This window comes from Sphingobium sp. 3R8 (assembly GCF_020166615.1).
Classification (GTDB): domain Bacteria; phylum Pseudomonadota; class Alphaproteobacteria; order Sphingomonadales; family Sphingomonadaceae; genus Sphingobium; species Sphingobium bisphenolicum.
Genome location: NZ_JAIQXR010000005.1, coordinates 98,844 through 125,836 on the forward strand (window position 1 = coordinate 98,844; position 26,993 = coordinate 125,836).

Genomic DNA, 26,993 nt, shown 5'->3' on the forward strand with positions numbered 1-26,993 from the left:
GCGCCGCCTATCGTCCGTAGCGATCCTCGGCGGCCCACTTGGCCGTCAACGCCCTGGCGGCGTCGACATCCTGATGGAAATCGACCTCCTGCCACTCCAGCCCCTCGATCGAGGCGGTGCCGACGCGGTTGCCCTTTGCGATGATGTCGATGGCGCGCAGATACCAGCGTTCGACGCCTTCGGGCGTGCGCATCATCTGGTCGATCTGGTTGCGGAAGATCGCCGGGCCTTCACCGGTAAAGGCCAGCATCCCGATCGATTCGGCATTGGTGTCGGGTGGCAGCAACCGCTTGCCGATATGGTGGAGGCGTCCGGTCTCATCGCGGTTCACCTTCATGTCGTCATCGTCATAGTCGCCGTCGGCCTTCACATCGACGGTGACAGTGATGGCGTCCCGCGCGCCTGCGATTAGCTTGGCGACGATCTCGTCCGATATGATGGTGTCGCCGTTGAGGATGATGAAGTCGCGGTCCATTTCCTCCCGCACGATCCAGCAGGTGCCGAGATTGTCGGCGACCTGGAAGAAGGGATTGAACACACAGCGGATGCGCGCGCCCGTCTCGCGATAGAGTTGCAGCGCATGATCTTCGACCCGTTCGGTGCGGAAGCCGGTGACGACGACGATGTCGGTCACGCCATTGGCGACCAGCGCCGCGATCTGCCAGCTGATGAGGGTGCGGCCGTTGAATTCGATCATGCATTTGGGCACGTCGCGGGTCAGGGGCAGAAGGCGCGAACCCTGGCCGGCGGACAGGATGATGGCTTTGGTGATCGTCATGGGCGCGCTTTAGAAGCCAATTTGGCCGAAAAAAAGGCGGCGTTTGCACTAGTTCGGTCGCTCGCCTAAAGGCCGCTGCAATAGCACCACGCCCGTTCGGGCTGGTCCTGTCGAAGCCGCCTTCTTTCTTTCGAATGTTGCACGAAAAAAGTTAGGCCCTTCGGCAGGTTCAGGACGAACGGTTTTTTGGCTAGACGGAGTCACGATGTTCAAGCGCGGATCGGGCGCGGCGGGGGACGGTTTCGCCCGCATCCTGGCCAATACCGGCTGGCTGCTGGGCGGCAAGGGCGTGGGCGCAGTACTCAGCCTCGCCTATCTCGCCATCGTCACCCGCACGCTGGGCGTGGCCGATTTCGGCCGTTTCGCGCTGGTGCTGAGCGCCGCCAACGTCATCAAGACGCTGGTCAGCTTCGACAGCTGGCAGATCGTGGTGCGCTACGGCCAGCCGCACCTGGCGGAAGAAAATGGCGACGCCCTGAACCGCGTGCTGCGCTTCTGCATCCTGATCGACCTCGCCTCGGCGGTCGCGGGCGGACTGATCGCCGCGGCCATCATCCTGCTGTTCGGCGACCTGCTCGGCATCGGACCGGATATGGGGTGGCAGGTCTGGGCCTTTTGCATGGTGATGATGATCACCATCCGCTCCAGCCCGACCGGGGTGCTGCGCCTGTTCGACCGCTTCGATTCGGCCGCCTTTGCCGAAACCATGATCCCCGTCGGACGGATGATCGGCGCCGGCGTGGCGCTGGCGGTCATGCCTGACATCAGCGGCTTCCTGATCGCCTGGGCCTTTGCCGAACTGCTCTGCGCCCTGAGCTACTGGCAACTCGCGCTGAAGGTCGGACACGGACGGATCGGCAGCTGGCGTGCGGGCCGGGCGCTGGACGCACGGGCGGAAAATCCCGGCATCGTCGGCTTCCTGACCGCCACCAACTTGCAGACCAGCCTGTCCTCGATCGGCCAGCAGGTGGCGGTGCTGATCGTCGGTGGCTTCGTCGGCCCGGCGGGCGCGGGCCTCTATCGCCTCGCCAACCAGCTCGCCAATTCGCTGACCAAGATCAGCAGCCTGTTGTCGCGCAGCATCTTCGTCGAACTGGCGCGCACCAGCACGCACGGGAAAGACGCCTTGAGCGCCCTGTTTCGCCGCACAAACCGGCTGGCGCTGGTAGCAGGCGCGGTAATCATCGGCCTGATCGTGACGATCGGCCATCCCCTGCTGGGCCTGATCGCGGGCGAGGATTTCCTGCCCGCCTATCCGCTGCTGCTGCTGCTGGGTATCGCGGCCTGCATCGACCTGGTGGGAGTCAGCTATCGCCCGCTGCTGATGGCGACCGACCGGGCGGGCCTGTCGCTGCGCATCACCTTCGTCTCGACCTTGCTGTTGCTGGGCCTGCAGTCGGCGCTGCTGCCACTCTATGGCACCCGAGGCGCGGCGATTGCCAATGTCCTCGCCGCGCTTGCCGGTTTTGCGATGATGGGGCTGGCCAGCCGTCGCGCCATGCGCGGCTGACCGTGTCGATCATTCGGCTTCTTCGACCGGTGCGCCGGGGCCGTTCTTCAACACCGATTCGATCGCATTCTTCGCGCCGGCCTTGCTGGCATAGCCTTCGGTCCAGAAGATCACTTCGCTATTATATTTGAACTTGGCGACGAACTCACCGGCCTTGTTCTTCTCGATCACGAACTTATGCGCCATGACTTATCTCCAGACTGGGCCGCTGGACTCGTTTCGTCAGCGAAACCGGACCGGAGAATAGGCGCACGAATCGAGACTGGCAAGAACCGCCGGCGGCGTTTCGCCACGCACCAGCGCGCTCGCCAGCAGCGCCGCAGCGGGCGCGGTCTGGATGCCGAAGCCGCCCTGCCCGGCAAACCAGAAGAAGCCGGGAACATCGGGATCGAAGCCATAGACGGGCGCGCGATCGGGTGCAAAACTGCGCAATCCCGCCCATTTCCGCTCGACCGCCGCGATCGGCCAGTCGACCGCTTCCTCGAAGCGCGCGATCGCCTGCGCCACGGCCAGTTCCTCCGGTGCGGCGTCACAGGGCGGCGACCATTCCTCATCATGCGGGGTCAACCACAACCGCCCCTGCCCTTCCGGCTTGAAATAGAAGCGTTCGGACAGGTCCATGACCAGCGGCAGGTCGGCGGAGGGCATCGTGGGCACGCGCAGTTGCGCCACGGTCCGCCGCAATGGCCGGATACCGATCGGGGCGACGCCACAGGCGATCGCGACATCATCCGCCCAGGCGCCCGCTGCGTCAACCAGCAGACCGCACTGGATCGCACCCTCGCTCGTCTCGATCCGCCAGCCATCGGCATTGGCTTGGCCAGCCACAAGCCGGGTGGAGAGGCGGACGTCGCCGCCCGATCGCCGGAACCGGCGGAGATAAGCGGCATGAAGCGCCGCCACGTCGATGTCCTGGCAGCTCGCCTCCAACACGCCCAGCGTCCACCCGGGCCGCAGCCCCGGCACCATTGCAGCCGGATCGACGCGTTGCAGATCGACCTTGCCGGTGAACCGGGCGAGCAGCGCATCGCACCGCGCTTCGTCCCCTGCCCGGCCTATATGGAGCGTCTGCCGCGGCGACAGGAACGCGCCGTCATGAAAATCAGGGTCCGGTGCAGCGAGCAACGGTCCCGACGCGGTGGTCAGCGGTTGCACCACCGTCCCGCCATAGGTTTCCTCCCAGAAGGCGACCGAACGCCCAGTGGCGTGATAGCCCGCCCGATCTTCCATTTCCAGGATCAGCACGCTGGCGTCGGCCGCCAGATGGGCGCCCAAGCTCGCCCCGGCGATGCCGCCGCCGATGATGACGATGTCGGGATGACTCAACAGGCAACCTCGTCCAGGAAAGCATCGATCCGGTGCAACGCATCGCGCCGCACCGGATCCAGCTCGCGCAATATCTCGTGCGCCGCCTCCCGGCCATAGACATGCAACCGCGCGCCCGCAATCCGGCCCGCGACCTTGAGGATGGCAGGCGTGGACACAAGCTGGTCCGCCTTTGTCGCGAGAATGAGCAGGGGCATGGAGATGCCGGTAATGGCGTCGCCCTCCGCCAGCACCTTCGTCGATTCCAGCGCCTGCAACACCCAATTCCAGCTCGGCGGTCCCAGCGCGATGTCCCGGCTATGATCGCGCCACCAGATTTCGTCGGCATAGCGATCGGGATCGTGGGTCAGTCGCTTCTGCCGCATCCGCCGCTGCCGCTCCGACTGTTCCTTCTGCGTCCAGGCGGCGCGTTCGCCCCGACCGGAACCTACCATCAGCCGGGCGATCGCCACCGCCAGCCAGCGCGGCAGCGGCGCGCTATGGACGCCAAGCATGGGCGCGACCACCGCGGCCGCATCGGGCGACGGCATCCCTTCGGCGAGCGCGCGCAACAGCATATGGCCGCCCATGCTATGCGCCACCATCGCCGTCGGCCCTTCGCCCTCCGCCCGCCACTCGGCGGCCAGGGCGTTCAAATCCGCGATCCATTCCGCAAAATCGCCGATGTGACCGCACAACGGATCGTCCGTCAGCCGCCCCGATCCGCCCTGGCCGCGCCAATCGAAGCTGGTCACGGCCCAGCCGCGCGCCGCCCAATGGTGGATGACCTCCAGATATTTCTCGATCATGTCGCCACGACCGCCCAGTACCAGCATCCGCCCGCGCGCGCCGGACCCCAGCCGGTAGCGCCGGATCGGCCAGCCATCGGGCGCCGTCCAATAGTCCAGCCGCCCGCCCATCGGCCAGGCGCGCCGGTCGAAAGCGGCAGTCGGGAAATCGGGTGAATCCATTGGCCCCATGGTTACGCTTTGGTAAGCCATATGGTCTAGGGAATAAGCCCCATGAACGGGGAAATTTTCCGATTGGCGCTGATAGGCGCCCTGGGCGCGCTGCTGATTGCGGCGGCGATCACGGATTTGCGATCCCGCATCATTTCCAACCGCCTGAACCTGGCGGTCGCGGCACTGGCGCCGCTGTGGTGGCTGGCCAGCGGCCTCGACCTCTGGCCCGGCATCGCCGTGCAACTGCTGGTCGGCGCAATCGTCTTCATTCTCTTCGCCGCGCTGTTCGCAGCCGGCATGATGGGTGGCGGCGACGTCAAGCTGCTCGGCGCGCTGGCGCTGTGGTTCCCCTGGCAGGCCGTGCTGTCGCTCATCGTCCTGATGGCGATGCTGGGCGGCCTCGTCACGATCGTCACGGTCATCCACCACCGGATGACCAAAAGGCTGGGACAGCCTGAAATACCTTACGGAGTCGCCATCTCGATCGCAGCCCTGTGGTTGCTTGGCGAACGATATCTTAACCATTTTGCGTGATGAGTGGGGCACTGGGGGCAGTGCACCCATTTGAGGGAGGCGAATTTCGTCATGGATGCTAAGAAGATCGTGCTGCTGGTGGGGGCGCTTATCATAGCGGTCACTACAGCCTTGCTTGCGCGCAGCATGTTGAGTTCGTCGAGCGCACCACAGGTGAACGCTGCGGCGATGCCGAATGATGCCGACCAGCCCCATGTGCTGGTGGCGACCAAGGCTCTCCCCGTGGGCACCATTTTGGATGCGGAAAGCTTCCGTTTTCAGCCCTGGCCGAAAGATCTCATCGAACAGGCCTATTATCTCAAGGGTCAGGCCGATCCCGCCAAGCTGGCCGGCAGCGTCGTGCGCTCCGCCATCACGGCCGGCCAGCCGCTGACGCAGGGCGGCATCGTCAAGCCCGGCGATCGCGGCTTCCTCGCTGCGGCGCTTGGCCCCGGCATGCGCGCCGTGACGGTGCCTGTATCGGCGCAAAGCTCGGTCGCAGGCTTCGTCTTCCCCGGCGACCGCATCGACCTTGTCCTGACGCAGAGCGTCTCGGGCGGCGGCGACGGCGATCCCCTCAAGGTTTCCGAAACCATCCTGCGCAACCTGCGCGTGCTCGCCACCGATCAGCGCATGGATGCGATGGGCGCCGACGGCAAGCCGGAGGTCCGCACCTATTCCAACGTCACCATCGAAGTGACGCCCAAGATCGCCGAGAAGATCGCAGTTTCGCAGACCATCGGGTCGCTGTCCATGTCGCTCCGCTCGATCGCGGACACGGCGTCGGACCTTGATGCCGCCATCGCCGGCACCGACGTCGATCTGCCCGACGGCGCCAATCCGAACGACGAAAAGTCGATCATCGCGAAGCTCGCCTCGCGCCCGGTCGATCGCGGCTCCACCTATTCGACAGGCGCCGACGTGTCGCGCTACCAGCGCAGCTCGGTTCCGGCCAAGGCCGAAGCATCCATGCCGCCGATGGTGGCCGCCAACGGCGCGCCGATGGGAACCGTCGCCTTCAAGGGGCCGGTCATCCGCGTGGCCCGTGGCGTCAACGTGACCGAAGTTCCGGTCGGGGGGAAGTGAGATGAAGAGCTTGCACAAACGCGCTCCGCGGCTTGCCGCTCCGGCAATCGCCCTGGGCCTTGCGGTCGCCACGATCGCCGCGCCCACCACTGCCCTCAACGCCGCCCCTTCCAGCAGCCAGGACAATGCGATCCTGATGTCGGTCGGCGGCAGCCGGGTGGTCAACCTGTCGGCCAAGATGTCGGATGTGGTGATCGCCGATCCCAATATCGTCGATGTCCATGTCCGCTCGCAGAACCAGCTTTACCTGATCGCGAAAAAGGCGGGTGAAACCACGGTCTTCGCCACCGCGCCCAACGGCAAGGTGCTGTTTTCGGGAACGGTCCGCGTCGGCAACAACCTGACCAGCATCGACGACATGCTCGGCCTGGCGATGCCCGGCGCGAACATCGCGGTCAACAAGATGAACGGCATGGTCCTCCTGACCGGCACGATCCAGGCACCGGAGGATGCAGCGGAGGCCGAACGGCTGACGCAGGCCTTCGTCGGCAAGGAAGTGACCGTGGTGAGCCGCCTGCGCATGGCGACGCCGTTGCAGGTGATGCTGCAGGTCAAGATTTCAGAGGTCAGCAAGGATCTGGGCCACAAGATCGGGACCAATTTCAACAGTGTCGATACCGGTCGGTCCTTTGGCGTCGTCGGCGGAGGCAATCGCGCTTTCGCGACGTACAACCGTGACGAAGGATTTTGGGACTTTACCCAGCCGGCGGATGGCTCCTACAGCATCGGCGGCGTCGCTCGCCTGCTGGGCATGGATGTCGCCGGCGTGCTCGATCTTGCGGAATCGAGTGGCTTGTCGACCACATTGGCCCAGCCCAATCTGACCGCCCTGTCGGGCGAAACCGCCAGCTTCCTGGCCGGTGGCGAATATCCCTATACCGTCAGCAACGGCACGCAGGGCAACAGCATCGAATTCAAGCAATATGGCGTGCAGTTGGCCTTCACGCCGACCGTGCTGGCCGACGGCCGCATTTCGTTGCGCGTCCGCCCGACCGTGTCGAGCCTGGACTTTTCGATCAACGCCAATGTCCCCGCGCTGAAGAGCCGCACCGCCGAAACCACGGTGGAACTGGGTTCAGGCCAGGCTTTCATGATCGCTGGCCTGCTTAACAATGAAACCGGCAATGCCATCAACAAGGTGCCGGTATTGGGCGAATTGCCGATCTTGGGCAGCCTGTTCAAGTCGCGCTCCTTCCAACGTTCGGAAACCGAACTGGTCATCGTCGTCACGCCTTATCTGGTGAAGCCGATGAATGCCTCCGACGTGCACATGCCTACGGACGGCTTCCGCACCGCCAACGAAGGACAGGGCCTGCTCCTGCAACAGGGTAATGACGGCGTCAGCGGCGCGCGCGGCCATATGCCGACCCGCGCGCCCGGTTCGCCGGTGCCGACACCCGGCCCGCAAGCCGCAGCCGCCCTGCCCCCGGTCGCCACAAGGCCGGGCAAGCCCGGCACCGTGGCCCCTGGCTTCAGCTTCTGACGGAAGGACGACATAATATGACCTCCCCTCTCCAGACCCGTCTGTCCATGAAAGCGCTGAGCGCATTGGCCATGCTGGCCCTGCCGCTCGCCGGATGCGTCACCGACACGCCCAACCGCAGCGTGGAATCGATCCATCAGCCGGTCGTCAGCTACGCCGCCTACACGTTCGACGTGCAGGCCGGGTCGGATGGCGGCCTGACCGCCTATGAAGCCCATCGCCTCAATGACTGGTTCGGCTCGATCGGCCTCGGCTATGGTGACCAGGTGGCCATCGTCACCGACGGCGCCTATTTCAGCCCGACCATGCGCGATGGCGTCGCTGATATCGTCGCCCGACACGGCTTGCTGGTCGCCGAAGACAGCTCGGCCGTCGCCGGCGCCGCGCCGGCTGGCAGCGTCCGCCTGATCGTACGTCGCGCCACCGCCAGCGTGCCGGGTTGTCCCGACTGGAGCGGCAAGCAGGAAACCGATCCCAATCTCGGCACCAGCTCCAATTTCGGCTGCGGCGTCAACAGCAACCTCGCCGCCATGGTCGCCAATCCGGAAGATCTGGTCCGCGGCCAGGGCACCGACAGCGACCTGCGCACGGCAACGTCGAACCGCGCCATTTCCACCTATCGCGACAAGGCTCCGACCGGTGCGGGCGACCTCAAGCAAATGACCGCGGGAGGGCAATAAGATGAACGCACCCTGGAAACCCGGCAGCGGTGGGCAGCGTGACCCGTTCCACGCCTTCGTCTGCGACGACCATAGTTTCGACATGCTGCGCGCCGTCGCCGCCGAATTGGGCTGGGCGCCGGAAAAGGTGAACAAGGGCGGCATGCGCAACGCGGTGCAGAGCCTGTCGATCACCGCATCGCCACAGATCCTGTTCGTCGACATGTCCGAAAGCGGTGATCCGCTGAACGACATCAACAGCCTGGCGGAAGTCTGCGAACCCGGCACGGTGGTGATCGCCGCGGGACAGGTGAACGATGTGCGCCTCTATCGCGACCTCGTCGCCAGCGGGATTCAGGACTATCTGCTCAAGCCCTTCGGCGCAGACCAGCTCCGCGACGCGCTGGCGCAGGCGCAGGCCGTGTTCATGGCACCGCGCGACGCCGCGCCGGAACGCCCGCACGCCACCATGGCCGTGATCGGCACCCGCGGCGGCGTGGGAGCGTCCAGCATCGCAACCTCGCTCGCCTGGATGCTTTCGGAAAAGAAGAAGCGCCCGACCGCGCTGCTCGACCTCGACGTTCATTTCGGCACCAATGCGCTGGCCATGGACCTGGAGCCGGGCCGCGGCCTGACCGACGCGATCGAAAACCCAAGCCGCATCGACGGCCTGTTCATCGAACGCGCCATGGTGCGGGCGAGCGACACGCTGGCGATCCTGTCGGCCGAAGCGCCGATCAGCCAGCCGATGATGACCGATGGCGGCGCCTTCTACCAGTTGCTGGAGGAATTCCGCCTCGCCTTCGAATGCAGCGTCATGGACCTGCCGCGCAACATGCTGATCCAGCATCCGCACCTGATGGCTGACGTCAACGTCACGCTGGTCGTGACGGAACTGACGCTGGCGGCGGCGCGCGACACCATTCGCATCCTGTCCTGGCTGAAGACCAACGCGCCGCAGACGCGCGTGCTGGTAGTCGCCAACCGGGTCCATCCCGGCGCGCCTGAGATCAGCCGCAAGGATTTCGAACAGTCGATCGAACGCAAGGTGGACGTGATCGTGCCATTCGACCTGCGCATCGCGTCGCAGGCGGCGAAACTGGGCAAGACGCTGGCCGAGACTGCCAAGGGCAGCAAGGTCGGTGCGGCCTGCGCCAGCTTGCTGGACGAAGTGCTGGGCGCCGCCGAGTCCGATGACGAGGCTGGCGTGGCCAAGGGCGCGCGCAAGAAGGGCGATTCCCTGCTCGGCAAGATCGGCGACTTCCGATCGATGATGCCGTCGCGCCGCAAGGACAAGGCAGCGCTGGACAATTGATCGCATACGCCGCCCCCAGGGGCGGCGTCGCTTCCTACAAGACAGGCGACGAGATGGACGGCAATTTCATCCTGATAATGGTGCTGATCGCGACCCTGATGGGGCTGGGCGTGGTCGCGTTCGCCGGTCCGTCGCCGGACAAGGCGCGCAAACGGCGCGTCGCGATGATCCGCGGCCGCCATAGCGAGTCGGCCGAAGCCCTGCTGGAAGCGCGGATGCGCAAGGCGATCTCCAATCGTGCGACCGGCGTCGAAGCCAAGATGCTGGTGTCGCTGATCCCGAACCCGGAAAATCTGACCAAGCGCCTGAAGATGACCGGCAAGAAGTGGACGCTCAGCCAGTATATGACGGCCAGCGCCGGCATATTCCTGCTGCTGTCTGCGCTGCTGATGGTCCGCGGCTTCCCCTTCCTGTTCGCCATGATGTTCGGCCTCGCCGCAGGGCTTGGCCTGCCCCATTGGTGGGTAGGTCGGCTGATCAACAAGCGCGTCCAGAAGTTCAACGCCAAATTTCCCGATGCGCTGGAATTGCTGACTCGCGGCCTGCGGTCGGGCCTGCCCATCGCCGAAACGCTCGGCATCGTGTCGAGCGAAATTCCAGGGCCGGTGGGCGAGGAATTCAAGCTGATCACCGAACGCATCAAGATCGGCCGGACCATGGAGCAGGCATTGCAGGAAACCGCCGACCGCCTGGGCACGCCGGAATTCCAGTTCTTCGTCATCACCCTGGCCATCCAGCGGGAAACGGGCGGCAACCTGGCCGAAACCCTGTCCAACCTGGCCACAGTGCTACGTCAGCGCGCGCAAATGAAGTTGAAGATACGTGCCATGTCATCGGAATCCAAGGCGTCCGCCTACATTATCGGTGCACTGCCTCCGTTGGTGTTCGGCATGATCTGCTACATCAATTTCAACTATATGACCCCCTTCTTCACCCCCGATCCGGCGGGTATTTTCGGGCTCAGCACGATGCAGGTGATCGGCATCGGCGGTATGTGCTGGATGGGCATCGGCGCCTTCATCATGGCCCAGATGGTCAACTTCGAAATCTGATCGGGAGGGATAAGAGATTATGGACGCTCCGACCCCAGCCGGCACGCTCTTTGGCCTGACAGCGACCGATTTCGGCACGCTGCTGGCCGCGCTCGCCACCCTGGCCATACTTTTCGCGCTCTATGCGGTCATGACCGTGCGCGATCCCATGGCCAAGCGCGTCAAGGCGCTCAACGACCGGCGCGAGCAGTTGAAGGCGGGCATCACCGCATCGACCGCCAAGCGCCGCGCCAAGCTGGTCCGCAAGAACCAGACGACCGACAATATGCGGTCCTTCCTGTCGAGCCTGAAGGTCTTGCAGGACGACCAGTTGAAAGACGCGCAGATCCGCCTGGCGCAGGCCGGCATCCGGTCCAAGGATTGGGCCGTCGCCGTCATCTTCGGCCGCATGATCATGCCGATCGTGATCGGCGGCTTTGCGGCGATCATGCTCTATGGCGTCGGAATCGAACCCGAATGGGGTCCGATGAAGCGCTTCTTCGCTTTCGCCGTGGCGCTGCTGCTCGCCTATAAGGCCCCCGACCTTTATATCGACAATAAGGTACAGAAGCGCGCCGCTGCGATCCGCAAGGGATTGCCCGACGCACTCGACCTGCTGGTCATCTGCGCAGAGGCCGGCCTGACCGTCGATGCCGCGTTCAATCGCGTGTCGCGTGAACTGGGCAAGGCCTATCCCGAGCTGGGCGACGAGTTCCAGCTTACCGCGATCGAGCTGAGCTTCCTGACCGAACGGCGCATGGCGTTCGAGAATCTGGCGACCCGCGTGAAGCTGGACGCGATCAAGGGCGTGGTCACGACCATGATCCAGACCGAGAAATACGGCACCCCCCTCGCTTCCGCGCTGCGCGTGCTGTCTGCCGAGTTCCGCCATGAACGCATGATGCGCGCCGAGGAAAAGGCCGCGCGCCTGCCCGCGATCATGACGGTGCCGCTGATTCTGTTCATTCTGCCGACCCTGTTCGTCGTTATTCTGGGTCCGGCGGCCTGTTCGATCAGCACCGCCTTCTAAAAAATTGGAGAACGGGACTGGCGCTGCCGTAACGTCGCCCGAAAGATCCGCCCGCCCCGCCTCAAAAAGGCGGTGGCGGGCCGACTTTTTCATGCTTATCTGTCCGTCAAACACAAGGAGTGGATCGCATGAAGCTGGCCCTTTTCGCCACCGCAGCCCTGAGCGCAGCCTTCGCCGCCATGCCCGCGCAGGCCGCCCAACCGGTCACCGGCCGCTGGGCGACCGTCGATGGCAAGGCGATCGTCCAGATCGCGCCCTGCGGCAGGCATTTGTGCGGAAAGATCGAGAAGATCGTGAAGCCTACGCCCGGCCGCCCGCAGACCGACATCAAGAACCCGGATGCCGCGCTCCGATCAAAGCCGCTGGTGGGCCTCGCCCTGCTCACCGGGTTCGAGGATGCCGGCGATCAATGGAAAGGGACGATCTACGATCCCGAAAGCGGCAAAAGCTATACGTCCAAGCTGACCCGCAACGGTGACGGCACGCTGAAGGTGCAGGGTTGCATCGCATCCTTCCTGTGCAAGACCCAGACCTGGACGCCGGTGCGCTAAATCTGGACCAGATGCGCGACATCCCTCGCGCTTTCGTCCGCGACGCTGCCCTGGCGGATGATCCGGCCGTTCTGCATCGCGCAATAGCGGTCGGCGAAGCGCCAGACGAAGTCGAGATATTGTTCGACCACCAGCATGGTCATGCCGAGTTCGTCGCGGACATGGACGAGCGCGGCCTCGATCTGCTGCACGACATTGGGCTGGATGCCCTCGGTCGGTTCGTCGAGCAGGAGCAGGCTGGGTTCGCCTGCCAGTGCGCGGCCGATAGCCAATTGCTGCTGTTCGCCGCCGGACAGGAAGCCGGCGGCGCGGGTACGGATATCGTAGAGTTTGGGAAAAAGGTCGAAGATATGCTGCGGCACTTTTGCCCCGCCCTCGCCACGACCCGCCAGCGCCGAACGCCCGGTTTCCAGATTTTCCATGACGGTCAGTTGCGGGAAGACATGGCGCCCCTGCGGCACGAAACCGATGCCGGCGCGCGAGCGTTTGTGCGCGGGCAGCTTCGTGATGTCCTGCCCGTCGAAACGAATTGTCCCCCCCGCCGACGGGCGCGTGCCCATGATCGCATGCAGCAGCGTCGTCTTGCCGACGCCGTTGCGACCGATCAAAGCCATCACCTGCCCTCGATCGAGAGTCAGGTCGAGGTCCCACAACACCTGGCTCTGGCCATAGGCGCTCGACAGGGCAGCGATTTCGATCAGCGGCGCGCTCATGCGCTGTGCCCCAGATAGACGGCGGCGACCTCCGGGTCGGCGCGGACATCGGCGATGCTCCCCTGCTTCAGGAACCGGCCCTGATGCATGACGGTGACGGGAGCCGCGAGCTGTTCGACGAAGCTCATGTCATGATCGATCACCAGCACGGTGCGGCTCCCCCCCAGTCCGTGGATCAGTTCGGCAGTGCGGCTGGTTTCGGCCGGCCCCATGCCGGCGGTCGGCTCGTCCAGCAGCAGCAGTTCCGCCCCGGTCGCCATCACCATCGCGATTTCCAGCCATTGCTTCTCGCCATGGGCCAGCGTGCCCGCCTCCACCTCGGCGCGATGGGCGAGGCTTACGCTTTCCAGCGCTTCCTCGACTGCCAGCTTCTCTTCCGCCGGGATACCGGCGCCGAAGCTCTTCCACCAGCGTCGATCCTTGCGGGCGGCGAGCGCCAGATTGTCGCGCACGCTGAGCGTCGGCAGCACGCCGGGGGCCTGGAATTTGCGGCAGATGCCGCGCGACACGATCTGCTGTTCGGGCAGGTGCTGTATTTCCTCGCCCTTGAACAGGATTCGGCCGCTGCTGGGGCGGACGCGGCCTATGATCGTGTCGCACAAAGTCGACTTGCCTGCACCATTCGGACCGATCACCACCCGAGTTTCGCCGCGATTGAGCGTCATGCTGAAATTGTCGAGCGCTTTGAAGCCGCTATAGTCGATGGTGACGCCATCGACGCTGAGCAGCAGGTCGGAGACGGCGGACCCGCTCATGCCGCCTTCCCCTTGACCAGACCGGCAAGGCCGCGCGGCAGCAGGGTGACGACAAAAATGAAGAGCGCACCCATCAGATAGAGCCAGAGTTCCGGGAAAGCGCTGGACACGGCATCGCGCGCCAGGTTGACGAGCAGCGCGCCAACGATCGCACCGGCCAGGCTGTAGCGGCCGCCGATCGCGACCCACACGACCATTTCGATCGACGGAACGACGCCGATCAAGGCGGGCGACACGACCCCGGCATGGAGCGTGAAGAGCGCGCCGCCGACCCCCGCCAGCATCGCCGCGATGGCGAAGGCGACAACCTTGAAGGGCGTGGGGCTGTAGCCGAGGAAGCGCACCCGGTTTTCGCCATCGCGCGCGGCGCGCAGCAATATGCCGAAGCGCGAAGCGAGCAGCCAGCGCAGCGCCACGAAGGCGACGCACAGAACCGCCAGCGTCACCCAATAAAGGCCCGATCCGGTGCCCGGACTGGACAGGCCGAAGCCAAACACCGAGTAGAAGTCCGTCAGGCCGTTGAACCCGCCGGTCACATCCTGACGGCTGATGATGAGGGTGGCGAAGGCGAGCGCCAGCGCCTGGGTGATGAGCGCGAAATAGGTGCCGCCGACCCGCCGATGGAAAACGGCCCAGGAAAAGAGCGCACCCACCAGCGCCGGCACGATCAGGATCGCGGCGATGGTGAAGGCGGGGCTGGAAAAGGGCGTCCACCAGAAGGGCAAACCGTCCCGGCCGCTCCAGACCATGAAATCGGGAATTTCGCCCGACGGCAGATCCGCCAGCTTCATGTGCAGGGCAATGGCGTAACCGCCCAGGCCGAAAAATACCCCCTGCCCCAAACTCAATATCCCGCCATGGCCCCAGATGAGGACGAGGCCGAGCGCAAGAATGCCCATCGCCATGAAGCGGGCGAGCAGGTTGAGGTCATAAGCCGACAGCGCGAAGGGCACAGTCAAGCCGAGCGCCAGCAGCAGCCAGGGCAAGATCGGTTTCAGGGGGTCAAGGCGGGACAGGTCAGGCATCGAGTTGGCGGGTCTTTACGGCGATCACCCCTTGCGGGCGGACCTGGATGAAGAGGATGACGAAGACGAGCAGCAGCATCTGCGCGACGCTGACATCGACGAAGATCTGCGCCAGCGCAGCGAACAGGCCGAGAATGATCGCCGAGGCCGTAGTGCCCACGATGCTGCCCAGGCCGCCCATCACGACAACGAGGAAGGCGGGGATGATATAGCTTTGCCCGACATTGGGCGTGACCGGGCCGAGCAATGCCAGCATGACGCCGGCCAGCCCCGCAACGCCGGAGCCAAGGCAGAAGACGGTGAAATCGACGCGCCTGACGTCGATGCCGGAGGCCGAAGCCATCATCCGGTCCTGATTAACCGCGCGAACCAGCAGGCCGATCCGGGTCTTGAGCAGGAGCAGCGCCAGGCCGCCCAGCACGAGGGCTGCGATCAGGATGATGAAGAGGCGCGCGGACGGCAAGGTGACGCCCGCCAGTATAAAACTGCCAGTCAGCCATTCGGGCGCGCGCACCTCCACGCCGACCGCACCGAACAGGTCGCGCGCGCCCTGTTGCAGGATCAAACTGACGCCCCAGGTCGCGAGCAGCGTGTCGAGCGGCCGCGCGGACAGGCGGCGGATCAGGGTGGACTGGATAAGGCCGCCCATCGCCGCCGCGCCGATGAAGGCGACCGGAATGGCGAGGATGATGCCCAGCGCGCCCGGCACGACGAGCAGCGTCATCCAGGCGAGATAGCCGCCCAGCATGAGCATTTCCCCATGCGCCATGTTGATGACGCGCATCAGGCCGAAGGAGAGCGCAAGGCCCAGCGCGGCGAGCAGGTACAGCGATGCCAAAGAGGCGCCGTTGAACAGCTGGTTGAGGAAAAGCGCGTCCATTATCCAACATCCGTTCGGGCTGAGCGAAGTCGAAGCCGTCCATCGAGCAAAGCGAAATGGGCTTCGCATCCGCGCAGCAAAGCCCTTCGACTTCGCTCAGGGCGAACGGAAGGTGGGACGTGCCTCAAAGCTTGCAGGTCTTGCCGGGGAAGGCGAGCCCGTCATAGGGTTCCGGCGCGATATCCTTGCCGCTGTCCGCGATGATCTCGAACTGGCCGTCGGCCTTCAGCTTGCCGATATAGGCCTTCTGCACCAGGCTCTGGTTGGCAGCGAAGCTGACCTTGCCCATTGGCGAGTCGAAGCCGCCGAGCGTCGCCGCCGCCTTGCGCACCGCATCGGGATCGAAGCTCTTGGCCTTCTCCACCGCCGCCTTCCACGCATAGACGTCGAGATAGCCATGGACCATCGGGTCGGTGATCGCCGCGTCCTTGCCGAATTTCGCCTTATAGGCGGCGATGAACTTGGCGTTGGCGTCGCCGGGCAGGCTCTGGAAATAATTCCAGGCGGCATAGCTGCCCTCGACCAGGCCCGCCCCCATCGCCTGCGCTTCCTGCTCGCCGATCGAGAAGGACATGACCGGCATCGTCTTCGTGCTGATACCGGCCGCCTGCAACTGCTTGAAGAAAGCGACATTGCTGTCGCCGTTCAAGGTATTGATAATGATCGCGGGCTTGGCCTGCGCGATCTTGGCGATCACGCCTGAAAAGTCCGTGCCGCCCAACGGCACATAGGCTTCGCCCAGCACCTTCATGCCCTGCTTTTCGATATGTTTTTTCAGGATCAGGTTGGCGGTGCGGGGATAGACATAGTCGGAGCCGACGAGGAAGAAGCTCTTATGTCCCTGCGCAACGGCCCATTCGAGTGCGGGCAGCGCCTGCTGGTTGGGCTGCGCGCCGGAATACATGATATTGGGTGAACATTCATTGCCCTCGAACTGGACCGGATACCAGAGCAGGTTCTTCGTCCGTTCGAACACCGGCAGCATCGCCTTCCGGCTCGCCGAGGTCCAGCCGCCGAACACGGTGGATACGCCGTCGCTTTCGATCAGCTTGGACGCTTTCTGCGCGAAAGTGGACGGGTCGGATGCGCCGTCCTCGACCAGGGCGTTGATCTTCTTGCCCATCACGCCGCCAGCCGCGTTGATCTCCTCGATCGCCAGCATCTCGGCATTTTTCACCGTAATCTCGCTGATCGCCATCGTGCCCGTCAACGACTGGAGGACACCGACCGAGACAGTATCGCCCGCAGGCGCGCCGGTATTGCCGCCGCCGCCCGAACAGGAAGCCAGCGCCAACGCGCAGACGGAAGTGGCAAGCACGAGCAGCTTGGATCGGATCATGATGAGAAAGTCTCCCTGGCAGCCCATGTGAGGCGCTGCAGCAAATCGGTCTCCCAAAGGCTATGGAAAGGCGGCAAACGCCCGTATGCGTCATTTGACGTAGGCTGTGGCGCACCGCTTCCCCCTAATATTGCGGGCATGGCGAACGGGACGGAATCCATGGATCTTTCGGCGGCGCGGCAGGTGGCGGCATCGCCGCGACCGTGGCGCAATCCGATGCCCGTAGCCAGCCGCGTAGCGCGCGATCCGCTCTTCGCCTTTCTACTCGCCGGCGTTGCGCTGTTCGGCGGTTATCAGGTCGTCCAGCACTTCGAAAAGCCGCCCGTCATCTTTACGCCAGAGATCGAGCAGGCGCAGGTCGCGGACCTGGCGACGCTGACCGGGCGCAAGGCGACGGCGCAGGATCGCGCCCGGCTGAAGGCCGAATATCTGGCCGAGGAGCTGCTGTTCCGCGAGGCGATCGACCGTAATATGCACCTGACCGACGGCGAGACGCGCAAACGGCTGGTCGACAAGGTCCGCTACCTGATCGCGGGCGCCCCGCCCGAACCGAGCGAGGAGGAACTGGTCGATCATTATGCGACCCATCTGAACCTCTACCGCGCCGAACCGCGCACCAGTTTTACCCAGATTTTCCGCCAGCAAAAGCCCGCCGACGCGGGCGTCCTGCTGGCCCGGCTCAACGCGGGCGAGACGATCGGGGGCGAGGATTTCTGGCTGGGCCGCGACTTCCCCCGCTACGGCGATTCCATGGTGCGGGGCATTTTCGGCCAACCCTTCGTCGATACGCTCAAGACCGCGCCGGAGGGCCGCTGGATCGGGCCGATCCCATCCCCGCGCGGCTGGCATTTCGTGAAGAAGAGCGAGCGCATCGCATCCGCCATGATCCCCTTCCCCGCGATCAAGGATCAGGTGCGGCAGGATTATATGATCACCCACAGCAATGCCGCCATCAGCCAAGCGCTGGCGGGCCTGAAGGAGAAGTTCGATGTCGAAGAATAAGCTGTTCGCCCTGCTGATGCTTGCGCTGGCGGCGCTGGCGCCAGGCACGGCGATGGCCGATATCTTCCTGTCCGCCGACTTCGCCCTGACGCGCGGCGAAGACCCGAACACGTACGAATTCACCGCCGCCGTGCCGGAGGCAGCAGGCCAGCCTGCGCCCATCATCCTGCCCGACGGCTGCCGCCAGACCGGCATGAGCCGCCAGACCGGCGGCGGGCGAGCGCAATATGCCTTTGAATTCGCCTGCGACCGGCCCTTTGCCGCCACCGACATGATCCAGACGCCGTGGAAGGCCGATGGCGGCCGCTTCGTCACCAATGTCATGGGCGCCCAGGTCGATCGCAGCCTGACCGGCGACGCGCACGGCATTTCCGTGCCGGTCGGCGAAACCGCCGCAACGGCGCGGCCGATCACCCAGATCGCCCCGGAATTTCTGGCGCAGGGCGTCTGGCATATCTGGCTGGGCTGGGATCACCTCGCCTTCGTCCTGTGCCTGGCGTTGCTGGCGCGCGGGCGCGACCTGCTCTGGCTGGTGAGCGCCTTTACCGCTGGTCATTCCATCTCGCTCGCCATCGCCTTCTTCGAACTGGTGCGTGTGCCGGTGCCGCCGGTGGAAGCCGCCATCGCCCTGTCCATCGCCTTCATGGCGCGTGAGGCGCTGCTGATCGGCAAGGGGGAACGGGCGTTCGCCTTCCGGCGGCAGGCGATCGTCGTGTCACTGTTCGGCCTGCTCCATGGTCTGGGCTTCGCGACAGCGCTGGGCGAACTGGGCGTGCAGGCGGGTGAGAAGCTGCCGACGCTGGTCTTCTTCAACATCGGCGTGGAGGCGGGACAGTTGGTCTTCGTCGGCGCGATCCTGGCGACGCTGGCGGGGTTGCGCGCGCTGTCGCTGGCGACGCCGGTCCGGGTCGCGGCGCTCTATGCCGTGGGCGCGATCGGCTGCTTCTGGATGGTCGAGCGGGTCGCGGCGTTCGGCGTCGCCTGATCGAGATGGCGGGCGATCGCCAATCGTCCGCCCCGCGCCACGATGCCGCTCATATTGGCGACAGCGAAGGAGACGCCATGGAGGTTGCGCCTTGGCGGCACGCCGGGGATCGGCCGGGGATGGCCGGAGGCGAAGACGATTCCGTCCCGTATGGCATAGTCTTCGCGCGGACAGTCCCAGTCCAGCGACACGCCCAGCACTTGGGCCAGGCCGCCGGGATAGCAAGGCGTCCCTTCCGTCTCTCGCGCGGCCACGATCAGCACGCCCGCCGCCAGCGCCCTATCGGCGACCGCCGCGAACAGGTCGCGATGCGCCGGGTTCACCGTACCGAGGCTGAGGTTGATAATGTCGACCTCCGCCGCCACGGCCCGATCGATCGCGGCCACCAAGGCGCGCGCGGTGGTGCGCAACGCATTGTGGAATACCTGGATCGGCAGGCATAGCGCGTTGGACGACTGCCCCTGGATGGCGGCGGTGACGGCGGTGCCATGGCCAAGAGCGTCGATGGTGTCGCACTCGCTGATCGCGCCGTCGCCCGCTATCGCAACGCCGGGCAACAGCCGGGCTGCGTCGATATGCGGGTGATCGGGATGGACACCGCTGTCGATGACGGCGATGCGGATGGGATCAGGGCGGATCGGATCAGGCATCGACAGGCTCTGCGCGCGCCGTCATCTGCGCCCGCCCCTGCTCCAGCGTAATGATGGCGTCGGCCATCCGCGCCAGTGCGGGCTTATGGGTGATGACGATGATCGTGGCATGGGGCAGCGCATCGCGCAGGCGTCCCGCCACCAACTGTTCGGTGTCCCCGTCCAGCGCCGATGTCGGCTCGTCGAGAATCAGGATGCTGGGTCGGCGCAGCAAGGCGCGCGCCAGCACCACCCGCTGCCGTTCGCCGGCCGACAACGCCATGCCGCGTTCGCCCGCGCGGGTGTCATAACCTTCGGGCAGTGTCGCGACGAAGGCGTCCAGCCCGGCCGCATGGCCCGCTGCCGCGATCGCCTCCTGCGACACATGGGCCATGGCGAAGCCGATATTGGCCGCGATCGTGTCGTTGAACAGATAGGGCGCCTGATCGACCAGGATGATCTCCCGCCGCAAATCGTCCAGGCGATAATCGCGCAGGTCGCGGCCATCGATCGTGATCCGCCCGCTATCGGGATCGAGATAGCGCACCATCAGGTCGGCCATGGTCGATTTGCCCACGCCACTGGGGCCAAGGATGGCGCAAAGGCTCCCCGCCGGGATCGTCAGGTCGACATCGCGCAACACCGCATCGCGATCATAGCGCATCGCGACCTGTTCGAAGCGCATCGCGCCTGCCCGCGCCATCGGCAGGGCATTGCTGCGTTCGATGACGTCGGGTTTCGTGTCGAACAGTTCGAAAATACGCCCCAGCGACACCCGCGCCGAAGCAAGGCCGGAGGTCAGCCCCATCAGCGTCTGGATCGGCGAGAGCAGTCGCATATGATAGGTCATGAAGGCGACGAGCGTGCCGATGCTCATGCCATCATGAATGATTCGCCAGCCGCCATAGAGGATCACCGCCGAGGTCGCCGCGGTCATCAGCGTGCCGGGCAGCGCGCCGGTCATGAAGGATGCGACCTGCATCCGCAGCATCGACGCGACGAAGGCGTCATTCTTGGTCTTGAATCGGCCCACCTCATGCTCGCCCGCGCGGAGCGAGGCGACGACGCGCATGCCCATCACCGTATCGACCAGCAGGCTGCCCAGATCCGCCCCCCGCTCCCGCATGTCGCGCGTCAGGGCCGTCAGGCGGCGCTGATAATAGCTGAACGTGGCGAGACTGGCGGGCACCAAAACCACGCTCACCAGGAAGAGCCGCCAGTCGAGCCACAGCATCATCGCGACGCAGCCGACGAAGAAGAGCAGGTTGCTGACCACCGACAGCAAAGTGTCGGAGGCGATCCGCTGCACGTCGCTGACGTCGCTGTTCATGCGGGACACGAGATCGCCAAGACGGAAGCTGCCATAAAATCGTGGCGACAGCGTTTGGAGATGGCGCAGCAGCGCCGCGCGAATATCGTAGAGCATTGCCGCCGACAGCGCCACATAGCGATAGCTGGCGAGGATGTTGACCGCGAAGCCCGCGATGGTGACGGCGATCATGATCGCCGCGATGTCCACCAGCGCGGTCATGTCGCGCTTGAGCAGCGCTTGGTCGATCATCAGCTTGGAAAGATAGGGCTGCGCGAGGCCGAGCATGGTCGAGACGAGGCTGACCCCCAGCACGACAAGCAATGCGCCGCGATAAGGGCGCAGGAAGGGCATCAGCCGTTTATAGGTGCCCCAATCGGCGACGGGGGGCGGGGTCGGAGCGCTCATGCTGCGGCTTGCCGGGACACCAGCCGGAAGCCGTCGAGCAGGAAGCGCGGCTCGGGCAGACGGGCCAGCAAGCCGGTGCACATATGATGCCCCGCCATCAGCGCCTCATGCTGCGCGCGCCACCAGTCACCCTGCCCGCCATTGGCGTAAAATTGGGCGCAGAGCAGCAGATGCCGACGCATCGCCGCGATCAGCATCGATCGATAATGGGTAAGCAGCGCGGCGCGATCCCCACCTTCGGCGATCGCCGTGACGACCGCCGCCGCCAATATCGCTTCCCGCACCGACTGCGCCGTGCCATCGCCGCAGATCGGATCGAAACCCAGAGCTGCCGTGCCGCAGGCCAGCCAGTCGTCGCCATGAAGCGGCCATTGCAGGCGCGGCGCAGCGGGAAAGGGCATGGATATCGCTCCCAGGGCGTCCACGACCGGCGCGATCAGCGCACTCTGACCCAATAGCCTGTCGACCGAATCGCCCACGCCCAGCAGCCAGCCAAAGCCCGGTTCCGCCGGCACCAGATAGAGCCAGCCCGCCGCCACGGCCTCGATCCGCGCCTCTTCTACACAGGTGGGATCGCGCAATTTCACCCTGGCCGCCACGGCGTTGCGTTCGCCGAAAATGCGCATATTCCCCAGTGGCGCGGCATGGATGGTGAAATCGGCAGGGCCGGCTTGGGATGACGCGATGGATGGCAGCGCCGCCTGGACCTCATCCTCCGATGCCAGCGCCGCACCATGGGGCACCATCACCGCTGGTCCGCCCCAGCCGACCAGCCGTCGCGTCACGCGCGGTTGGTCGGCGAACAGGTCCGGCCGATCGAACACGCCGCGGATCAGGCGCAGGGCCGGATCGCTCAGCATGATCGTCGGCACGGACAGGCGGCGGCGTTCTTCGATTGCGACCCGAAAGCCCGCGCCAGCCAATATATGCGCGCATCCTGTGGCGGCGATGCCGCTGCCCCGGATGGCGATACTCTTCATCTGCCGCCCTGCCGTTCGTTGCGGATCAAGTCCATATGCCGACAAAAAGTAATGCTTCTTTTTCGACCAAAGTCGAGATGAACCAGGAATTTGCCAATAGGCCCGAAGGTCTTCATTCCACCGCGACCATGCCTGCGCCGGTGGTGTCATTCCCCAGATCCCAGGTTGCTTCCAGCTTCAGCGTCTTGGCGTGATAGACTTCGACATCATAGCTGGCGCCGTAGATGTAGAGCTTGGTGCCATCCATCGACATGCCGAAGCGGAAGCGGGAGCGGCAGGGAAACTCCGCCTTGTCCGCGACTGTATTGGCCTTCATGTCCATATGCCAGAATTCGCAGCGCTTGTTGCCCAGCTTCCCGTTGGTCACGACGGTATAGGCCTGGCTGCCGTCGGGCGTCATTTGCAGGCCGGCCATATTGTCCGGCGCGGGGCCGATCGGGGTGAAGTCGAACTGGCGGCTGTTGAGGTCGAAGCGGGCGAGGCCGAACATCTTGTTATGGATATAGGGGTCCGCCGCGTTGAACAGCGACACGAACTGGCCGGGCGTGCGGATCGTGTCGATCGCGCCGCCAAAGCCGACATTCTCAAGCCCCGTCCCTTCGGGCTTGGCCAGGTCTATACGATCGACCACCTTCATGTCCGCGACGGTCAGGATCAGCACCTTGTCGCCGAAGATGTAGAGATATTTGCCGTCCTGCGATACTTTATAGGCCGCGCGATAGCCGCCGCCCGCCTTCTCGTCTTCCTTGTCGATATCGACGGTGCGCACGACCTTTTGCAGCTTCAGGTCGACCACGCCATACATCGGCTTGCTGACCTTGTAGCGGTCGATTTCCTTGTCGAAGCGGCTGATGACCGTATAGAAATAGCGGCCGGTCGGGTCCGCCGCGCCGCCCCAGAAGCGGTAGCGGGTGACGCCGTCATTCAGGCTGAACTTGTTGATCACCTTGCGCGTGGCGGTGTCGATCACCTCGATCCCGCTGGTGGTGATGGTGGTGACATAGATGCGCTTGCCGTCGTCCGACAGCAGCATCGATGTCGGCAGGCCGGTGTCGAGCTTGATCTTGCCCGTCACCGCCGCCTTGCCTTCGTCGAAGATCAGCAGTTCGTCGGGATAGGAACCCATGAACAGGGTGGAGGCGGACGCCGGGAGTGCGGCCAGTGCGGCAAACCCTGCTGCGACGATGGTGCGATAGATCGACATGGCGCGCCTCATGGAAAAACAAGATCGAGACTGCGCCAGTCCTTGGTGGCGGTGGCGCAGTTGCTGGCCCAGTCGGGCGAATAATTCACATGGTCGGGTACCTGGACGGGCCAGAAGCAGGTAACGTAGCAGTCGTATATGTCGCGCTCGACCGGCTGGCACAGTCCCGCCGTGCCGCCGCCCGCATCGACTTCCCAACCGGGCGAAAAAGACAGGGTGCAGCCCATCGGCACGTGGGGCCGCGGCTGCTGCTGGAGGGCGACGACATCCTCCTCCATATCGGCAGGCGTTCCGGCGGACGCCGCCTCGACCTGCGCCACCGCTTCGCCGATCGCGCGCGCCTTTTTATTGATGGCACGAAGATGCTTCATGACAGGCCCTTTCGTTCAGCGAAGCGTTCGAGGAAGCCGGGATTCTGCACCGCCAGCACGCCGTAGATGCGCAGGCAGGTGTCGGTCCATTGCCGTATCCAGTCGCAATAATGGAGGTTGGCGTGGCCGGTGTCGCCATAGCGCACAAACGCCTCATGATGGCATCCGCCCGCGCAAAGCGGCCGCGCCCAGCAGCTCTGGCAGTCATATTTCGCCTCGACATGACCCTTTTTCAGGAACGCGCCCTGTTTGGCGCGGTCGATGCCGCTGGACACATGGCCCATCGTGTGGGTGTCGGCGTCGGTGAAGCGATGGCAGGGCGACAGGTCGCCCGACGGGCTGACGCCCATGAGGCCGAGGCCTGCACCGCAGGGATGCGATTTGTTGACGCCTGAGATCAGTTCGCTGATCGTTTCGCTGACATTGGTAAAGCCGTGGGATTCTCCGCGCAGGGCATATTCCAGCCATTCGTCGGCGAGCAGGCTGAACTGCGCCAGCACGCTGTCCATGCCATTGTCATCCAGCGAATAGGCCCTTTCCTCGCCCGTCGTCACCGGTGCGAAGCCGACTTCGTGGAAGCCCAGATCGTCCTTCAGATGACGGAAGATGCGCACGACGTCGGTGACGCCCTCGGTCAGCGTCACGCGCGCGGTGATGGCGCGGGTCTTGTGGTGCGCGATCAGCGTGCGCAGGCGCGGTTCGATCACCGCATAGCTGCCCTTGCCATTTTTGTAGACGCGATGCTTGTCCTGCATCTCGGGCGGGCCGTCCATCGACACGGTGACGCCGATGCGATTATCGGAGAGGAATGTCACGATCTCCGGCGTCAGCAGCGTGGCGTTGGTGGTGAGGCTGTAGGTGATCGCCTTCCCCGCCGCCGCCGTCGCCGCGTTCGCATAGTCCACCACGTCGCGCAGCAGCTTGAAGTTCATCAGCGTTTCGCCGCCGAAGAAGGTGATATGCACCGCCTTGCGGCCCACGGCTTCGGCGATCAGCAGGTCGACCGAGGCCCTGGCCGTGTCCAGCGTCATATATTTGGGCTTGCCCGCGGGCGTCGCGATCTTGTCCGCGCCGAATTCGTAACAATAGGTGCAGGCGAGGTTGCACTGGTTGGTGACGTTCAGCACCAGCGCCTGAAGCGGAAAATCGGCCGGTGGCGCCTGCGGCATGACCGGGGCCGCGGCGCCAAGCTGGATCAGTCGGGCGACGCGCAGTTCGCGGACCAGCGCTTCGGCTTCGGCCGTATCGCGGCCATCGCTCGCCAGTTCGCGGACCAGCGCGGCATGGGTCAGTTCCTGCCCGTCGAGACGGGTCAGCACCGTGCGGACATCCGCGTCGATCTCGAAGATCGCGCCCGCGCTAACCAGATAGATGAAGTGGCCGCCACCCGCTTCGAACCCATGATATTCGGCCCGGCGGTAGGCGGGTGCCTGCATGACGGTCATCGCGACACCTCCGGCTGATCCCATTTCTGATAGGCGGGCACGGTCACGACCATGTAGGATCGGGCGCTCAGCGGCTTGCCGAACTTGTCCTTCTCCGTCTTGGCGGTCGCGACGACCCAGACTTCGCCATAATTGTTGCGGCCGAAGCGACGGGCCGGGTTCGGCCCCTCCTCGGCGGGCGTGAAAAAGGCGGTGGGGCTCAATGCGCCGACATATTTGGTGTCGTCGTCATAATAGACCGACATGAATTCCTGCATCGTCCAGTCGGCCGCGACCGGACCCACCGCGATGTCGTCGGGCGTATTGGGCTTGCCGTCGAGGCCGTTTTCGTAGCCGATCGCCTCGAACTGTTGATAGCCCTTGGGGAATTTGACGCCGCCCAGCCGCGACAGCGCGGTTTCGGGCGTCGCCTTGATATAGTCGATCTTGTGGAAGACCGGGAAGGCCTGCTCCAGCACTGCGCCGGCGATGGCGACGTCGCGCTGGCCGGACGAGGCGGCGGGTGCGACATCGGCGGTGACGACCAACTCCTTCGGGCTGGCCGAAACGATCTTCGTCACGGTGATGCCTGCGCCCAGATCGATGTCGGCGGCGCTGGGTGAGGCCGGAAGGTTGTTGCCCAATATGCGTAGCTGCACGCCCTTCGTCCCCGCCTTTACCGGCCCCGGCGTCACCGCCAGGATCGCGGGTGCGGCGGTCGCGCGGACCAGCTTCACATCATAGCCGAATTCCTGATAGTCGCCCCAAAACCAGCGGCCCTGCGCGCTTTGCTGGTCGGGCGCGAACCACAGGGTTTCGCGCGCCGCGCTGGTGAGATCGTCGGGCCTGGCCGCTGCCCCGCCTGTTGACGACCCGCGCCAGCTATAGCCCGCATAGACGATGCCCGTGCCGGTGCGGCTGATCGTGCCGCCGTCGCTGAGGGAGCGAAGGGTGGAACGGGTGGTAAACTCATCCGCAGCCTTGCCCGGTGAGACGCTGAGTTCGCCGACATAGCGGCCCTTGCCCGGCACCGACGCGACCACCAGCCATTCGCCCGCCAGGCGCGGGTTGCGCTGGCGCGCGCTCCAGGCGGCCCATTCGGGCGTGTGCAACCCTGCCACCTTGGGCATGTAGGTCAACGCATAGTCGCCGCGCGTCAGCTTGTCCTTGGGATCGCGACCGGCAGGCTGTTCACTGTCTTCAGCCGGACGGCGATATTGGGCGTCGGCCTGCGAATAAAGGGCGACATGCAGATCCTGCAGCGTCTTCCATTCCAGTTTCGACCGGCGCCAGGACATGGGTTGTGCATAGCTGTGGCAACTGGCGCAGGCGCCGCGCATGGTGTCGTTGGGGATGATGCTCTCGTCGATGATCCGCTTCTCCGGCAGATACATGACTGGGCGGGCCTCTTCGGGCGCAAGGCCGTGCGAAGCGGAGAGCGACTTTACGATCGCCCGGCTTTCCTCCGGCGTGATCGCCAGGCCATTGAGGCGCACCATCCGCTTGATCGCCTGCGCCCAGCCCTCCGGCGTGGTGCGGACCCAGCTGATGCGGGATAAATTGCCCTTGGCGTCGGCGGTGTGGCAGGCGCTGCATTTTTCGGTGACGAGCGGATCGGTGACGGGAATGCCCGCTTCCGTTTCCTTCATGGTCGCGCCATCGGGTCCGCCATCCGCCTGCGCGAACACGACAGACGCGGAGAAGAGCGCCAACAGGCCCAATTTCGTGACGGGAAGCCGCTTCACC

The 26,993-nt window shown here is 64.8% G+C and carries 27 protein-coding genes; 11 read left to right on the forward strand and 16 right to left on the reverse strand.

Annotated features, from left to right (window positions below):
* Positions 1–7: 7 nt before the first annotated feature.
* Positions 8–778 carry a sugar phosphate nucleotidyltransferase gene (locus K9B33_RS06580; protein WP_224547572.1) on the reverse strand — a complete coding sequence of 257 codons (771 nt, stop codon included), beginning with the start codon at positions 776–778 and terminating at the stop codon, positions 8–10.
* 205 nt (positions 779–983) lie between these two features.
* Here K9B33_RS06580 and K9B33_RS06585 point away from each other — a divergent pair, with 205 nt between their 5' ends.
* Entirely contained in the window at positions 984–2,288 is a 1,305-nt protein-coding gene (locus K9B33_RS06585) for a lipopolysaccharide biosynthesis protein (protein WP_224547573.1), read from the forward strand.
* Positions 2,289–2,297: 9 nt separating this feature from the next.
* Here the strand turns inward: K9B33_RS06585 and K9B33_RS06590 are convergent, their stop codons facing one another.
* Genes K9B33_RS06590 through K9B33_RS06600 form a run of 3 tightly spaced genes read right to left on the reverse strand, consistent with a single transcriptional unit; the run spans position 2,298 to position 4,573 of the window.
* Positions 2,298–2,474, reverse strand: coding sequence for a YegP family protein (locus K9B33_RS06590; protein ID WP_224547574.1), 177 nt, complete (start codon positions 2,472–2,474; stop codon positions 2,298–2,300).
* 36 nt (positions 2,475–2,510) lie between these two features.
* Positions 2,511–3,614: an NAD(P)/FAD-dependent oxidoreductase gene (locus K9B33_RS06595; RefSeq protein ID WP_224547575.1), complete on the reverse strand. Its 1,104-nt coding sequence runs from the start codon at positions 3,612–3,614 to the stop codon at positions 2,511–2,513.
* Positions 3,611–4,573: an alpha/beta fold hydrolase gene (locus tag K9B33_RS06600; RefSeq protein WP_224547576.1), complete on the reverse strand. Its 963-nt coding sequence runs from the start codon at positions 4,571–4,573 to the stop codon at positions 3,611–3,613. Before K9B33_RS06600 ends, K9B33_RS06595 begins: the two co-directional genes overlap by 4 nt.
* A 42-nt stretch (positions 4,574–4,615) precedes the next feature.
* Between K9B33_RS06600 and K9B33_RS06605 the strand changes: the two genes are divergently transcribed.
* From K9B33_RS06605 to K9B33_RS06640, 8 genes are all read left to right on the forward strand, one after another.
* The gene (locus K9B33_RS06605) at positions 4,616–5,089 is read left to right on the forward strand and encodes a prepilin peptidase (RefSeq protein ID WP_224547577.1); all 474 of its coding nucleotides are present in this window, start codon (positions 4,616–4,618) and stop codon (positions 5,087–5,089) included.
* 51 nt (positions 5,090–5,140) lie between these two features.
* Complete coding sequence (gene cpaB, locus K9B33_RS06610) at positions 5,141–6,154, forward strand: Flp pilus assembly protein CpaB (protein ID WP_224547578.1); 1,014 nt, start codon at positions 5,141–5,143, stop codon at positions 6,152–6,154.
* A gap of 1 nt (position 6,155) precedes the next feature.
* A complete protein-coding gene (locus tag K9B33_RS06615; RefSeq protein ID WP_224547580.1) occupies positions 6,156–7,637 on the forward strand; it encodes a type II and III secretion system protein family protein in 1,482 nt (493 codons plus the stop codon).
* Between the two features lie 17 nt (positions 7,638–7,654).
* On the forward strand, positions 7,655–8,317 hold the full coding sequence (locus tag K9B33_RS06620) for a CpaD family pilus assembly protein (protein WP_224547582.1): 663 nt from the start codon (positions 7,655–7,657) through the stop codon (positions 8,315–8,317).
* Between the two features lies 1 nt (position 8,318).
* Positions 8,319–9,611, forward strand: coding sequence for a pilus assembly protein CpaE (locus K9B33_RS06625; protein WP_224547583.1), 1,293 nt, complete (start codon positions 8,319–8,321; stop codon positions 9,609–9,611).
* A 53-nt stretch (positions 9,612–9,664) separates the two neighbouring features.
* Positions 9,665–10,663 carry a type II secretion system F family protein gene (locus K9B33_RS06630; protein WP_224547772.1) on the forward strand — a complete coding sequence of 333 codons (999 nt, stop codon included), beginning with the start codon at positions 9,665–9,667 and terminating at the stop codon, positions 10,661–10,663.
* A 19-nt stretch (positions 10,664–10,682) separates the two neighbouring features.
* The gene (locus tag K9B33_RS06635) at positions 10,683–11,672 is read left to right on the forward strand and encodes a type II secretion system F family protein (protein WP_224547584.1); all 990 of its coding nucleotides are present in this window, start codon (positions 10,683–10,685) and stop codon (positions 11,670–11,672) included.
* Positions 11,673–11,800: 128 nt separating this feature from the next.
* Positions 11,801–12,223, forward strand: coding sequence for a DUF2147 domain-containing protein (locus K9B33_RS06640; protein WP_224547585.1), 423 nt, complete (start codon positions 11,801–11,803; stop codon positions 12,221–12,223).
* Here the strand turns inward: K9B33_RS06640 and urtE are convergent.
* From urtE to urtA, 5 genes are all read right to left on the reverse strand, one after another.
* On the reverse strand, positions 12,220–12,936 hold the full coding sequence (gene urtE, locus K9B33_RS06645; protein WP_224547586.1) for an urea ABC transporter ATP-binding subunit UrtE: 717 nt from the start codon (positions 12,934–12,936) through the stop codon (positions 12,220–12,222). The two genes, K9B33_RS06640 and urtE, sit on opposite strands and share 4 nt — an antisense overlap.
* Positions 12,933–13,691: an urea ABC transporter ATP-binding protein UrtD gene (urtD, locus tag K9B33_RS06650; RefSeq protein ID WP_224547587.1), complete on the reverse strand. Its 759-nt coding sequence runs from the start codon at positions 13,689–13,691 to the stop codon at positions 12,933–12,935. Before urtD ends, urtE begins: the two co-directional genes overlap by 4 nt.
* Positions 13,688–14,716 (reverse strand): urea ABC transporter permease subunit UrtC, encoded by a 1,029-nt coding sequence (gene urtC, locus K9B33_RS06655; protein WP_224547588.1) that lies wholly within the window; start codon positions 14,714–14,716, stop codon positions 13,688–13,690. Before urtC ends, urtD begins: the two co-directional genes overlap by 4 nt.
* Positions 14,709–15,596, reverse strand: coding sequence for an urea ABC transporter permease subunit UrtB (gene urtB, locus K9B33_RS06660; protein WP_224547589.1), 888 nt, complete (start codon positions 15,594–15,596; stop codon positions 14,709–14,711). The genes urtC and urtB overlap by 8 nt, the downstream gene beginning before the upstream one ends.
* A 124-nt stretch (positions 15,597–15,720) precedes the next feature.
* A complete protein-coding gene (gene urtA / locus K9B33_RS06665; protein ID WP_224547590.1) occupies positions 15,721–16,935 on the reverse strand; it encodes an urea ABC transporter substrate-binding protein in 1,215 nt (404 codons plus the stop codon).
* 159 nt (positions 16,936–17,094) lie between these two features.
* Here urtA and K9B33_RS06670 point away from each other — a divergent pair, with 159 nt between their 5' ends.
* The gene (locus K9B33_RS06670) at positions 17,095–17,937 is read left to right on the forward strand and encodes a peptidyl-prolyl cis-trans isomerase (protein ID WP_224547592.1); all 843 of its coding nucleotides are present in this window, start codon (positions 17,095–17,097) and stop codon (positions 17,935–17,937) included.
* The gene (locus tag K9B33_RS06675) at positions 17,924–18,922 is read left to right on the forward strand and encodes a HupE/UreJ family protein (protein ID WP_224547594.1); all 999 of its coding nucleotides are present in this window, start codon (positions 17,924–17,926) and stop codon (positions 18,920–18,922) included. The genes K9B33_RS06670 and K9B33_RS06675 overlap by 14 nt, the downstream gene beginning before the upstream one ends.
* Here the strand turns inward: K9B33_RS06675 and K9B33_RS06680 are convergent.
* From K9B33_RS06680 to peaA, 7 genes are all read right to left on the reverse strand, one after another.
* Positions 18,856–19,572: a S8 family serine peptidase gene (locus K9B33_RS06680; protein ID WP_224547596.1), complete on the reverse strand. Its 717-nt coding sequence runs from the start codon at positions 19,570–19,572 to the stop codon at positions 18,856–18,858. The two genes, K9B33_RS06675 and K9B33_RS06680, sit on opposite strands and share 67 nt — an antisense overlap.
* On the reverse strand, positions 19,565–21,268 hold the full coding sequence (locus tag K9B33_RS06685) for an ABC transporter ATP-binding protein (protein ID WP_224547597.1): 1,704 nt from the start codon (positions 21,266–21,268) through the stop codon (positions 19,565–19,567). The genes K9B33_RS06680 and K9B33_RS06685 overlap by 8 nt, the downstream gene beginning before the upstream one ends.
* Positions 21,265–22,248 (reverse strand): hypothetical protein, encoded by a 984-nt coding sequence (locus tag K9B33_RS06690; protein ID WP_224547599.1) that lies wholly within the window; start codon positions 22,246–22,248, stop codon positions 21,265–21,267. The genes K9B33_RS06685 and K9B33_RS06690 overlap by 4 nt, the downstream gene beginning before the upstream one ends.
* A 112-nt stretch (positions 22,249–22,360) precedes the next feature.
* Positions 22,361–23,452 carry a YncE family protein gene (locus K9B33_RS06695; RefSeq protein WP_224547601.1) on the reverse strand — a complete coding sequence of 364 codons (1,092 nt, stop codon included), beginning with the start codon at positions 23,450–23,452 and terminating at the stop codon, positions 22,361–22,363.
* Between the two features lie 8 nt (positions 23,453–23,460).
* Positions 23,461–23,823 carry a quinohemoprotein amine dehydrogenase subunit gamma gene (qhpC, locus tag K9B33_RS06700; protein WP_224547603.1) on the reverse strand — a complete coding sequence of 121 codons (363 nt, stop codon included), beginning with the start codon at positions 23,821–23,823 and terminating at the stop codon, positions 23,461–23,463.
* On the reverse strand, positions 23,820–25,268 hold the full coding sequence (peaB, locus tag K9B33_RS06705) for a quinohemoprotein amine dehydrogenase maturation protein (protein ID WP_224547605.1): 1,449 nt from the start codon (positions 25,266–25,268) through the stop codon (positions 23,820–23,822). Before peaB ends, qhpC begins: the two co-directional genes overlap by 4 nt.
* A complete protein-coding gene (peaA, locus tag K9B33_RS06710) occupies positions 25,265–26,992 on the reverse strand; it encodes a quinohemoprotein amine dehydrogenase subunit alpha (RefSeq protein ID WP_224547608.1) in 1,728 nt (575 codons plus the stop codon). The genes peaB and peaA overlap by 4 nt, the downstream gene beginning before the upstream one ends.
* Between the last annotated feature and the right edge of the window lies 1 nt (position 26,993).